The 12846-nt window shown below is 67.5% G+C and carries 8 protein-coding genes; 3 read left to right on the top strand and 5 right to left on the bottom strand.

The genetic code is table 11. The features are described 5' to 3' along the window. Positions 1-38: 38 nt before the first annotated feature. On the bottom strand, positions 39-1940 hold the full coding sequence (locus shn_RS26310; protein ID WP_064333487.1) for an ABC transporter substrate-binding protein: 1902 nt from the start codon (positions 1938-1940) through the stop codon (positions 39-41). After that, complete coding sequence (locus tag shn_RS26305) at positions 1937-3850, bottom strand: ABC transporter ATP-binding protein (RefSeq protein ID WP_064333486.1); 1914 nt, start codon at positions 3848-3850, stop codon at positions 1937-1939. The genes shn_RS26310 and shn_RS26305 overlap by 4 nt, the downstream gene beginning before the upstream one ends. A 245-nt stretch (positions 3851-4095) precedes the next feature. On the opposite strand from shn_RS26305, the gene shn_RS26300 reads away from it, so the two are divergent. The 3 genes from shn_RS26300 (at position 4096) to shn_RS26290 (ending at position 7578) form a co-directional block, all read left to right on the top strand. Further along, positions 4096-5058 (top strand): glycosyltransferase family 32 protein, encoded by a 963-nt coding sequence (locus shn_RS26300; protein WP_064333485.1) that lies wholly within the window; start codon positions 4096-4098, stop codon positions 5056-5058. A gap of 166 nt (positions 5059-5224) precedes the next feature. After that, on the top strand, positions 5225-6568 hold the full coding sequence (locus shn_RS26295; protein WP_064333484.1) for a UDP-glucose/GDP-mannose dehydrogenase family protein: 1344 nt from the start codon (positions 5225-5227) through the stop codon (positions 6566-6568). Further along, complete coding sequence (locus shn_RS26290) at positions 6565-7578, top strand: NAD-dependent epimerase (RefSeq protein WP_064333483.1); 1014 nt, start codon at positions 6565-6567, stop codon at positions 7576-7578. Before shn_RS26295 ends, shn_RS26290 begins: the two co-directional genes overlap by 4 nt. Positions 7579-7695: 117 nt before the next feature. On the opposite strand, the gene shn_RS26285 is transcribed toward shn_RS26290, so the two are convergent. From shn_RS26285 to shn_RS26275, 3 genes are all read right to left on the bottom strand, one after another. After that, positions 7696-10149: a glycoside hydrolase family 2 protein gene (locus shn_RS26285; protein WP_064333482.1), complete on the bottom strand. Its 2454-nt coding sequence runs from the start codon at positions 10147-10149 to the stop codon at positions 7696-7698. A 206-nt stretch (positions 10150-10355) separates the two neighbouring features. Then, positions 10356-11252 carry a fructose bisphosphate aldolase gene (locus shn_RS26280; RefSeq protein ID WP_064333481.1) on the bottom strand — a complete coding sequence of 299 codons (897 nt, stop codon included), beginning with the start codon at positions 11250-11252 and terminating at the stop codon, positions 10356-10358. Between the two features lie 70 nt (positions 11253-11322). Continuing rightward, complete coding sequence (locus tag shn_RS26275) at positions 11323-12828, bottom strand: winged helix-turn-helix domain-containing tetratricopeptide repeat protein (RefSeq protein ID WP_064333480.1); 1506 nt, start codon at positions 12826-12828, stop codon at positions 11323-11325. Positions 12829-12846 lie beyond the last annotated feature (18 nt).

Raw genomic sequence — 12846 nt, 5'->3', positions numbered from 1 at the left:
GCCGGCCGACGACCACGCATGGAAGATCGCCTGTCCCATCACGCCTCCTCCTCGTACCAGAACGTGTCCGGCATGTAGACGCCGAGGAAGCTGGTCGGCTGGAAGCCGCAGAGGGCCTTTTCCGGCATGTTGCGCAGCCGGCGCGACCGCACGACGGGCTGCGAGATGCCGTTGACCGTGCCGATGGTGAAGACCTGTTCGGCATGGTGGGCGAGCATGTCGTGCCAGATCGTCGCGCGTTCCTCCTCCGTCGTCGTCATTTCCCAGGCGGCGAGCTTGTCGACGAGATATTGCACCTCGGGCATGTCCGGCGGCTCGCCCTTGGTCTTCACGGTCGCGTAATACATGCCCCAGACCGGCCACTGGTACTGGTCGTCGGCGCTCGGGGCGAGCTCGGCGGGCGACATTTCCGGCGTCGGCACGCCGTTGTCGAGCCCGTACCAGACGGACATCACCACCTCGCCGCCGATGGCGCGGCTGCGGAAGATGTCGCGCTGGGAGACGCGCACGAAGAGGCCGAGGCCGACCTCGCGGAAATAGTCGGTGACGAGTTCCAGCACGTCCGTTTCCAGCGTGCTCTCCCCGGCGCTCTCGATGACGACATGGGCGGGGCGGCCGTCCGGCAGGAGGCGTGTGCCTTCCTCGTCGCGCCTGTCGAGGCCTGCCGCGTCGAGCAGGCGGTTGGCTTCCGCGGGGTCGTAGCCGGCATAGGCCCTGGCATAGTCCGGCTTGAAGAGGGGGCTTTCCGGCAGCACCGTGTTGGCGCTCTCCTGGCCGAGGCCGTAGAAGACGGCCTTGTTGATCTCCGTGCGGTTGATGGCGAGCGACATGGCCCGGCGCACGCGCACGTCGCGCAGCACGTCGCGCCAGCCCCTGTCGCCGCAGTTGAGATTGGGGATCAGCGCGACGCGCGAGCCGAGCGTGCGCTTCCACAGCATCACGTTGATCGGATACATCGTCTCGGCGTTCTTCAGCAGCGTGTAGTCGGTGAAGTCGAGATTGGCGATCTGGAGATCGCTCTCGCCCGTCGCAGTCTTGGCCGAGATGAGGTCCGGCGAGGAGACGTTCAGCACCAGCCGGTCGACATAGGGTAGCTGCGTGCCGTTCTCGTCGACCCGGTGGAAGAACGGGTTGCGCTCGAAGATGAACTGCTCGGCGGGCGGGGCGGTGCGCGGCCGCCAGGCCTCCAGCGTCGGCAGGTCCGGGTTTTCCGGCCGCGTCTGGCGCGACATCTTGATGTGCAGGCCGCGCCAGTCGTCGACGCGCTGCTTCTTGATGTGCTTTTCCAGCTCCTCCGCGGCCTGGTACTTCTTGTGGAACTGCCGCATGTAGGCGGAGGGCAGCGCCAGCACCAGCGGGATGGGCGAGGCGAGCTTCGGCAGGAAGTCCGGGATCGGCTTTTCCCAGGTGTAGCGCACCGTGACGGGATCGATCACCTCGAAGGCCGGCGGCTTGCCCTCGACCAGCAGGTCGACCGGCGGCCCCCCCTTGAAGAGCTCGCGGTTGAGGATGACCTCCTCCCAGCAATAGCGGAAATCCTCCGCCGTGAAGGGGTCGCCGCTCGACCACCGGTGCCCTTCGCGCAGGCGGAAGGTGAAGATGCGCTCCTCCTCCACCGCGAAGCTCTCAAGGATATCGGCCTGGAGCTTCAGGTCCCGGTCGTAGCCGACGAGGCGCGAATAGCTGTTGATCGGCACGAGGCGCACGTCGCGCTGGCCGCCGATCAGCATGCGCAGCCGGCCCCCCTGGACGCCGGGGGCGCCGCCGAGCGCGGCGGTGTTGATGACACGCGGCACCTTGGGCAGCCGCTCGGCGACCGGCGGCAGCTCGCCCGCCGCGACCTTGTCCTTGAAATAGTCGGTTTCGCCGAAGGCGCTGCGGGCAAGGCCCGGAACGAAGGCGGCGGCCAGGAGGCCGATTGTGGCGCGGCGCGTGATCACGAGGAGAGTTCCCGCATGTCGGCGTTCCTGCGCGCGAGCACGAAATGGCCGCCGCCGAGATCGGCCGGCGCCATGCCCTCGCTTCCCGTCTCGTCGTCGCGGAAGACGCGCGCCCAGCTCTCGCGCGAGACGGCGCTGGCCCGCCCGGCCGTCTCGAAGTTCAAGGGGCGTTCGAGATCGGGGAAGGGCACGGCGTCGAGCAGCGCCCGCGTATAGGGATGCACCGGCGCGGTCATGATGATCTCGCGCGGCGCGATCTCGACGATGCGCCCGGCCCACATCACGGCGACCCGGTCGGCCATGTAGTCGACCACGGCGAGGTTGTGCGAGATGAAGAGATAGGTGAGGCCGAGGTCCTTCTGGAGGTCCTTGAGGAGGTTGAGGATCTGCGCCTGCACGGAGACGTCGAGTGCGGAGACCGGCTCGTCGCAGATGATCATGCTCGGCCCCAGTGCCAGCGCCCGGGCGATGCCGATGCGCTGGCGCTGGCCGCCGGAAAAGCTGTGCGGATAGCGCTTCAGCGAGGCCTCGTCGAGGCCGATGGCGCGGATCAGCGCCTTCGAGGCCATCCTGCGCTTGGCCGCATCGCCGTAGTCGTGGATGTCGAGGGGCTCGCGCAGGATGTCGCCCACCGTCATGCGCGGCGAGAGCGAGGATTGCGGGTCCTGGAACACCATCTGCATGCGCGTGCGCAGCGATTGCAGCTCCGCACCGCTGGCGTTCAGCACGTCGACCGGTCCCTTGCCGTCGTCGAACAGCACGGAGCCGGCATCCGGCTTTATGGCGCGCATCAGGATCTTGCTGACGGTGGTCTTGCCGCAGCCGCTTTCGCCGACGAGGCCGAGACATTCGCCGCGCCGGATGTCGAAGCTGACGCCATCGACGGCCGGCCGGGGCTTCTCCTTGTGCCGTCCCGGCATGTTCCAGCTGTCCTTGCGGGACTCGAAGGTCTTGCTGAGATCGCGGACCGACAGGATGACGTCCGGCCCGGTTCGGGCCTGGTATTTCTTGGAGAGCAGGCTGTCCTGGTCGACCTCGATCTCGCGCAGCGGCTTCAGCCGGTCGCCGCGCTTCATGCCGAAATGCGGGATCGCCGCCATCAGGCCCTTGAGATAGGGATGGGCGGGCCGCTGGAAGATCGTCTCGACCGGCCCCGCCTCCATGATCTCGCCCTGGTAGATCACCACCACCTCGTCGGCGATGTTGGCGACGACGCCGAGATCGTGCGTGACGAGCAGCACGGCCATGTCCATCTGCTGCTGCAGGTCGCGCAGGAGTTTGAGGATCTGCGCCTGGATCGTCACGTCGAGCGCCGTGGTCGGCTCGTCGGCGATCAGCAGCGCCGGGCCGCAGACGAGCGCCATGGCGATCATCGCGCGCTGGCGCATGCCGCCCGACAGCTCGAAGGAATACATGTCGTAGACCTTGCGCGGATTGGAAAAGCCGACGCGCGACAGCATGTCCTCGCAGCGCTCGCGCATCTCCGTCCCTGTAAGGCCGCTGTGGATGGCGAGGGACTCGCTGATCTGGTCGCCGATCGTGTGCAGCGGCGAAAACGAGGTCATCGGCTCCTGGAAGATCATGCCCATGCGCCCGCCGCGGATGGAGCGGATCTTCCTGCCGTCGCGCGGCAGGGGCAGGATGTCGATGGGGCCTTCGTCGGAGAGCGGGTCGTCGAAGAGGATCCTGCCGGAAACGCGCGCGGTCGGCGGCTGCAGGCCCATGGCGGTCTGGCTGATGACGGACTTGCCGGAGCCGGATTCGCCCACCAGGGCGGTCACCTTGCCGGGCAACACCCTGAGACTTGCGCCCCTGACGGCGGTGATCCTCGCGCCCATCAGGGAGAAGGAGACGTGCAGGTCTTCAATCCGCAGCAGGTCCCTCGGCCGGCGCCTCGCATTCGAGTTCATATGTGCTTTCTCGCCTGACGGATTTTATCCACGCGGCCTTTTCTTGATGTTCCCCGCCGTGACACTAGCGCGCGCACTTTTTTCTGTCCACGCCTTACTCCGGGCAAGGTTGGGGGTTGTCGTTGCTTCGGCCGGGGCCGAATATGAAGGAACGTCTCCGGCGGGCGGGCTCGCTCTTGCCTTGCCCCCGGCGCCGGATGCAAAACCGCGTCGCACTTTTGCCGGACTTCCTCTAGGACAGCTTGATGTCAGCCAAGCAACGATTGAACGAACAACTGGAAAAAGCCGCCGAATACCGCGAGGCCGGCGATTTCGGCGCCGCCTGGCAGGTGCTGGAGGAGGTTTCCATCGATCCCGAGCGCGCCGCCCTCGGCCCGGAAACGGCGCTCGGCCTGCCGCGCCGCCTGCATTCGGCCTTCCTCAAGCTCGCGAAGGCCGAGGACGATCCCCTCGAACGCATCGGCTACCAGTACCATCTCGTGCCCGACCCGGACCTGCTGGCCGCCCACGGACGCTTCTCCTCGGCCGAGCGGCGGGCGATCGCCGAGGCCAACCGCACCGCGATCCCGCCCGTCATCCACCAGGTCTGGATCGGGGAGGGGGCCGTGCCGCCCGCGGCCAAGGCCTGGGAACAGCACGCCAAGGCCCACGGCTACGGCTATTTCCTCTGGCGGGAAAAGGACCTGGAAGAGGCCGGCATCCACGGGAACAGGGCGTTCGCCGCCATGCTGGAGCGGGGGGACTATCCCGGCGCCGTCGATACCGCCCGCTACCTGCTCGTCGAGCAGGAGGGCGGCATCTACCTCGACTGCGACTGGTATCCCGCCCGCGCCGACATCAGCTTCCACGACCTGCTGCCGATGACCGGGCTGACCGCCATGGCGGAGGACATTCCGCGCAAGACCGGCCGCGGCAGCCTGCTGCTCGCCAATTCCTTCCTGGCCGCCCCCGCCCATCACCCGGTCCTCATCCGCCTCAATACGGTGCTGCCCGATGTCGTCGCGGCGATGCCCGGCGCGCCCGCCTGGTGGTCCACCGGCCCGCTGATCTTCACCGTCGTCGCCCGCGGCGCAGCGATCACGCTCGCCGATGCCGGGCTGGTCGCCGGCACCCTGCCGCGCGGCACGCCGCTTGCCGATGTCGAGGCGGCCTGCCGGGCGGCCGAGCGTGACGATGGCGGGCTGTTGTTGGCGTGGAAGTCGTGGTGAGGCAGGCCGGAGGCGGGTGGCAAAGGCCGCCGGCCCTTCCTAGATAACCGCCCGCATTCCACTTGAAGCCGGCCCTGTTCCGTGCTTTGCCCGGCACCATATTCCATCTGTGACGAACGACGGCTAGGACAGCCGCGACAAGGGTCCCATCCGGAGAAGAAACACCATGAAGATCGCGATGATCGGTTCGGGCTATGTGGGCCTGGTATCCGGCGCCTGTTTTGCCGATTTCGGCCATACCGTCGTGTGCATCGACAAGGCCGAGGCGAAGATCGAGGCGTTGAAGCGCGGCGAGATGCCGATCTTCGAGCCGGGCCTGGAGGCGCTGGTGGCGGAGAACGTCAAGGCGGGGCGGCTCTCCTTCACCACCGAGTTCGCGGGGCCTGTCAGCGAGGCCGACGTCGTCTTCATCGCGGTCGGCACGCCCTCGCGGCGCGGCGATGGCCATGCGGACCTTTCCTATGTCTACGCCGCCGCCCGCGAGATCGCCCAGTCGGTCAGGGGCTTCACCGTCGTCGTGACGAAATCGACCGTGCCCGTCGGCACCGGCGACGAGGTGGAGCGCATCCTGCGCGAGACCCGCCCGGAGGCGGACATCGCCGTCGTGTCGAACCCGGAATTCCTGCGCGAGGGCGCGGCGATCGGCGATTTCAAGCGGCCGGACCGCATCGTCGTCGGCATCGAGGACGAGCGGGCGCGCGAGGTGATGACGGAGGTCTACCGGCCGCTCTATCTCAACCAGTCGCCGCTGCTCTTCACCACCCGCCGCACCTCCGAGCTGATCAAATACGCCGCCAACGCCTTCCTCGCCATGAAGATCACCTTCATCAACGAGATCGCGGACCTGTGCGAGAAGGTCGGCGCGGACGTGCAGCAGATCTCGCGCGGCATCGGCCTCGACGGGCGCATCGGCGCCAAGTTCCTGCATGCCGGCCCCGGCTATGGCGGCTCGTGCTTCCCGAAGGACACGCTGGCGCTGGTCAAGACCGCACAGGACAATGACAGCCCCGTGCGGCTGATCGAGACGACCATCGCCATCAACGACACGCGCAAGCGCGCCATGGCCCGCAAGGTCGTTTCGGCGCTCGGCGGCGAGGTGCGCGGCAGGAAGATCGCCGTGCTCGGCCTCACATTCAAGCCGGAGACCGACGACATGCGCGATGCTCCGTCGATCTCCATCATCCAGGCCCTGCAGGACGGCGGCGCGCACATTTCTGCCTACGACCCGGAGGGCATGGAGGCGTCGAAAGCCGTGCTCGACAACGTGACCTACGGCACCTCGCCCTATGATATCGCCGAGGGCGCCGAGGCGCTTGTCATCGTCACGGAATGGAACCAGTTCCGCGCGCTCGATTTCCAGCGGCTGAAGGCCAGCATGGCGAAACCCGTCCTGGTGGACCTGCGCAATGTCTACAAGCCGGAGGAGGTGGCCCGCCACGGCTTTGCCTATTTCAGCATCGGCCGCGGCACCTCTCCCATGGTCGCGCCGGTCTGCGAGGCCGCTGAATGACGCATTTCCTCGTCACGGGCACCGCGGGCTTCATCGGCTTCCACCTGGCGCGGCGCCTGCTGGAGGACGGCCATTCCGTCACCGGCTTCGACGGCATGACGCCCTATTACGACGTGCGGCTGAAGCAGGCGCGCCTTGCGCTGCTGGCGCCGTACGAAGGGTTTCGACAGGTCACCGGCATGCTGGAGGACCGGGCGGCGCTGGATGCGGCCGCGGCGCTGCAGGAACCGGAGGCGATCATCCACCTCGCCGCCCAGGCCGGCGTGCGCTACAGCCTGGAAAACCCGAAGGCCTATGTGGATTCCAACCTGGTCGGCTCGTGGAACGTGCTGGAGCTGGCGCGGGCGCTGCAGCCGCGGCACCTGCTGCTCGCCTCCACCTCCTCGATCTACGGCGCGGCGGAAAAGATCCCCTTCGCCGAGGCCGACCGGGCCGACGAACCGATGACGCTCTATGCCGCCACGAAGAAATCCATGGAGCTGATGGCGCATTCCTACGCCCATCTCTACCGGGTGCCGACAACGGCCTTCCGCTTCTTCACGGTCTACGGTCCCTGGGGCCGGCCCGACATGGCGCCGATCAGGTTTTCCGACGCCATCCTCTCCGGCCGCCCGATCGACGTCTACGGCGAGGGGAAGATGAGCCGCGACTTCACCTATGTCGACGACATCGTCGAGGCGATCGTGCGGCTCGTCGACGTCGTGCCGCGGGAAGAAAGCCGCGTCACGGCGCCCGGCGTCGTCGACACGCTCTCGGCCGGCACGCCCTTCCGCACCGTCAATATCGGCGGCGGCCAGCCGGTCGGGCTGATGACCTTCATCGAGACGATCGAAAAGGCGCTCGGCCGCCCCGCCATGCGCAATTACCTGCCCATGCAGCCCGGCGACGTCCCCCGCACCTTCGCCTCCACCGACCTTCTTGCCCATCTCACCGGCTTTTCCCCCCGCGTGACGCTGGAGGAGGGCATCGCGGCCTTCGTGGCGTGGTATCTGGAGTGGCGCGCGCGCTAACGCCGCGCTTCATTTCCGTGGGGCAGGAGCGGCCCGAGGCGGGATGGCGACAGCCGGGTTCGGCGATTCCGGATCACATAAGACGATTTATGGAACTAGAGCGAATTCCAGAATGCTCTAATGGCAGGATTGTAGGTCGTAGAGGCGGAATTCCGGGCGGGTGCCGGCGGCGAGCGGTTTGGCCGGGGTGAAGGTGATGCGGCGCGTCTCGCCGGCGGCAAGGTCGAAGGCGTTGTCGGAATAGCGGCCGTCGCCATCGGTCTCGATCATCACGAAGAGCGCCAGCCCCGCGGCGGTGACGTCGAGATGGATGGCGCCGTCCGGCCCGTCCTCCTGCGTGAGCGTCAACCCGGCGGGCTCCAGCTCCAGCGCCTTGTAGGTGCCGTGGACATGGTGCCCTTCGCCCTGCATGCCGTTCGACGCCGTGAAGCGCCAGGCCAGCAGGCTGCCGGCCGGCAGATCGGCCACGGCGACGGTCGTTGCGGTCACGGCAGCATCCGGCGTGCAGACCACCCGGACATCCGCCAGCGGCCGGCGCTCCCCCTTCATGTCGAGGAGCGAGATCGAGAGATCGACGGTGACATCGGCGAGGGTGTCGTTCACCAGCGAGAAACGGATCGCCCCGCCGTCGTCCTGCGGGATCGCGGCAATCGCGACCGGCTGGAAGAAGCGCCGGACGAGATAGTGCATCGCCTTCCAGCGGCCGCCATAATCGAGGCTCGACCAGGAGGCGACCGGCCAGGTGTCGTTGAGCTGCCAGTAGAGCGTGCCCATGCAATGCGGCTTCAGCGAACGCCAGTATTCCACCGCCGTCTTGATGGCAAGGCCCTGCTGGATCTGGCTGAGATAGACGAAGTTCGGAAAATCCTTCGGGAAGCGGAAATAGCGGAACATGGTGCCGGCGATGCGTTCGTTGCCGCCGGCATTCTTCTGGTGCAGCTCCATCACGGGCGAGGCGATGTTCATGTCCCTCGCCTCGGCATAGGTCCTGATGACGGGCAGCGACGTATAGGACTGGAAGCCGAATTCCGAGCAGAAGCGCGGTCGCACGGTGCGGTAGTTGTCGAACGGCTTGTTCTCGTGCCAGACGGACCAGTAATGCATGTCGCCGGAACCGTCGGCATGCCAGGCGTCGCCGAAATCGAGATAGCCGGAGGCCGGGCTCGACGGCCACCAGATGGCATCGGGCGCGGCCCTGCGCATCGCCTGCTCGATCGTCCGGTTCAGCCGGTCGTAGGAAACGAGGAAGCGGTCGCGGTCCTTCCGCGGCTCGTCGAACCAGGTGAGCGCGCCGCCCAGCTCGTTGTCGCCGCACCAGAGCGCGATCGACGGATGGGAAGAGAGGCGGCGCACCTGGTAGTCGACCTCCCGCGCGACATTGTCGAGGAAGTCCTCGGTCGAGGGATAGAGGTTGCAGGCGAACATGAAGTCCTGCCAGACCAGGAGGCCCATGCGGTCGCACAGGTCGTAGAACCAGTCCTGTTCGTAGAAGCCTCCGCCCCAGACGCGGATCATGTTCATGTTGGCCGCCCTGGCGGAGTGCAGCAGATCCTCGGTCCTGTCGCGGCTCGACAGCGAAAACAGCGCGTCGGCCGGAATCCAGTTGGCGCCGCGGCAGAAGATCTCGCGCCCGTTGACCTTCAGCCCGAAGCGGCTGCCGGCTGCGTCGGGCGTGGTGACGAGGTCCACCGTGCGCAGGCCGATCTGCCGGACGACGGCATCGCCGGGCAGCTCGACCGTGAGCGTATAGAGCGCCTGCTCGCCGCTTCCCGCCGGCCACCACAACCGCGGCCCGGCGATCTCGAAGACATGGGTGACGGCCGTTTCGCCGGCGCCGACGCCGGCATCGAGGCGGATGCGCTCGCCATCGAGCGCGAAATGCAGGGCCACGATATCCGGGGTCTTCGCGAACACGGTCGCCGTCACCTGCAGATAGACCGACCCGTCGGGATTGTGCACCTGCCGCGTCGTGACATGCTCGATGCGGGCCCTGTCGAGCCTGCGCAGCAGGATCGTACCGTAGAGGCCCAGCGGCGCGATCGCGATGTTCCAGTCCCAGCCGAAATGGCATTGCGGCTTGCGCAGCATGTTGCCGTTAGGGATGGGCGAATTGCCGGCATGGTAGGGGACGTAGAAGGGTTGCCGGGCCTGCCGGTCGGCACCGGCCGCGATGTTCGAATGGAAGACGATGCGGATGACATTCTCGCCGGCCTTCAGTTGGGCGCCGACATCGGGCCTGTAGCGGCGGAAGCAGTTGTCGGCGAGCAGGACAGGCGCGCCGTTGACGAAGACGGCGGCCACCGTGTCGAGATAGTCGATGTCGAGATACCACTCGCCATCCGGCTCCGCCACCAGGAAGCGGCGCTCGACGACCCAGTCGCGCTGCGCCACCCACTGCACGGCCTCCTCGTTGCGGCCGAAATAGGGATCGGGAATGAGGCCGGCGTCCCGCAGTGCCGTGTGCACGTCGCCCGGCAGGGTGATCGGCGCCGTGATGTCGCCCTCGGCCGAGGCGAGCGTCCACGGGCCGGAAAGATCGATCGCGGGATTGGTTTTCGGCAAGGATGTCATGGCTCTATCCGGATCACAAATCGAGGGACGAAAGGCTCGCGGTGCGCGACGAAGCGCGATTTGCAGAAAGGGCAGCAGCCCGCGCCGCCGCGCGAGCGATGCCCACCAGCAAGCACGCCCTTCCGCTGCGTGCTGCCGATGATGAATATCCCGGGCTGGCCGGCGCGCCGGGATCGAACCCGACCCGCACGCACCCGGCCCCGCCGTCAGGCCTTGACCACGCTGGCGGTGTAGATCTCGTCGATCGTCCGTCCGAGGCTGGCGTTGAACGCGTCATCGTCCATCGTCACGCGCAGATCCTCCGTCAGCGCGCGCGAGAAGCTGGCGATCATGCCGTGGTTGCGGCTGAGCTTCTCGCAGGCATCCGCCCGGCTGTAGCCGCCCGAAAGGGCGACGACGCGGATGACCGCCTTGTGGTCGACGAGCGGCTTGTAGAAATCCGCGATCGTCGGGATGGTGAGCTTGAGCATCACCTTCTCGCCCGCCGGCAGCGCATCGAGCTCCCGGGCGATCTCGTCGCGCAGGATCGCCTCGGCTTCCTCCTTGCTCGGGCTCTTGATCGAGACTTCCGGCTCGATGATCGGCACGAGGCCGTGGCCGAGGATCTGCCGGCCGACCGCGAACTGCTGCTTCACCACGGCGGCGATGCCGGCCCTGTCGGCATGGGCGATGACCGAGCGCATCTTGGTGCCGAAGATGCCCTTCTTCACCGCGCGGGCAAGCAGGGCGTCGAGATCGGGCATCGGCTTCATCACCTGCGCGCCATTCTCCTCGGCGGCAAGGCCCTTGTCGACCTTGAGGACGGGCACGACGCCGCGCTCCTCCCACAGATAGGACGGCACCGGCCTGCCGCCGGCCTCGCCGTCCATGGTCTTCTCGAACAGGATGGCGCCGATCACCTTTTCGCCGGTGAAGGCGGGCGCCGTCATGATGCGCACGCGCATCTCGTGCATCAGGCGGAACATCGCCTCCTCGCCGTCATAGTCGGTCTCGGCGATGCCGTAGAGCCGGAGGGCGCCGGGCGTCGATCCTCCGCTCTGGTCGAGGGCGGCGATGAAGCCCTCCTTGCCGGTCATCTGCGCCATCATCCTTGCATCGGCCATGGTTTCCTCCCTGTTGCGGGCCGGGGCGCGGCGCGCCCTGCCCTGATCTCGTCTTCCCCGCCGCCCGGCCTCATGCCGGAAGGCCGGCCTTGCGGTAGCCCTCGACGAAATGCGCCCGCGTCGCGGCATCGCGGAACGGCTCCGTCTCGGCCCATTGGCTGGTCGAAAAATGCGGGTTCGCGACCAGGAACAATTCGACCTCCGCCCGCGCCTCGTCGAGCCGGCCAAGCTGGGCAAGGCTTGCCGCCAGGAAGCGGCGCGAGCCCGTGCGGTAGGTCTCGTCCCGGGTCAGTGTCTCGACGGCGGCCTCATAGGCGCCGGCGGCATATTGCGCCTGGCCGAGCGTCAGATAGTACCAGCTCGCCGGATAGGGATTGAGCCGGAACGCCTTGCGGATCTGCTCCAGCCCCTCCTCGATGCGCCCGGCAAGGACGAGGATGTCGGAGAGGGTGGCGAAGGTGTCGGCCTCGTTCGGATCGAGCACGATGGCTCTCGCGAATTCCGCATCCGCCTCCTCGAAGCGGCGCTCGTAGGCGAGCAGGTTCGCCAGCACCCAGCGGCAGCCCGCATCGTTGGGATCGAGCGCGACGGCCTTTTCCGCAAGGGCAAGGGCAAGACGGCGGGCCGGCTCCTCCGGCTCGCCCCAGTGCACCCAGCCCATCCAGTGGTTCATGGCGAGCCAGCGATAGGCCTCGGCATAGTGCGGGTCGAGCGCGACGGCACGTGTCAGCATCAGGTGCGCCTCGCGCGCCGTCTGCGGCGAATCGTCGATCAGCTTGCGCGCCCGCACGCACAGGTCGTAGGCTTCGAGGCTGTTCGGCCGGTTACGCGGCGGCGGGGCGCGCAGGCGCCCGAGCAGCGCCTCGACGATCTTGCCGGCGACCTCGTCCTGCACGGCGAAGATGTCGTCCAGGCTGCGGTCGAAACGTTCGGCCCACAGGTGGTCCCCGTTCTGTGCATCGACCAACTGCGCGTTGATGCGCACGCGCCCGCCGGCGTGCCGCGCACTGCCCTGGAGCAGGTAGCGCACGCCGAGATCCTCGGCGATGGCGCGCACATCCGCCGCCCTGCCCTTGTAGGCGAAGACCGAGTTGCGGGCGATGACGAAGAGGCCGGGCATGCGGGAAAGGTCCGTGATGAGATCTTCCGTCAGCCCGTCGGAAAAGCTCTCCTGCTGCGGATCGCTGCTGACATTGACGAAGGGCAGCACGGCGATCGACGGCCTGTCGGGCAGCGGACGGGGCATGCGATCCACCCGATGCGGCGCGATGGCCCCGGTGAAGCGATAACCGACGCGCGGCACCGTCGAGATCCATTCGCCGCCGCCTTCGGCCGGGCCGAGCAGCTTGCGCAACTGGGCGATCTGGACGGTGAGGTTGCCCTCCTCGACGGCCGTGCCCGGCCAGGCCGCATCCATCAGCTCGGCCTTGCCGAGGATTTCGCCGGGCCGTCCGACGAGCGCGGCAAGCAGCTTCAGCCCGCGATGGCCGACGGCAACGGGGTCGTCGTTCCGAAGGAGCGTTCCCGCACCGGAATCAAGCACGAACGGACCAAAGGCAAAGCGCGCTCCCTGCATAGGGCGCATCTATAACCG

Source organism: Shinella sp. HZN7, from assembly GCF_001652565.1.
GTDB lineage: Bacteria > Pseudomonadota > Alphaproteobacteria > Rhizobiales > Rhizobiaceae > Shinella > Shinella granuli.
This window is presented reverse-complemented; position numbering and strand designations above follow the sequence as displayed.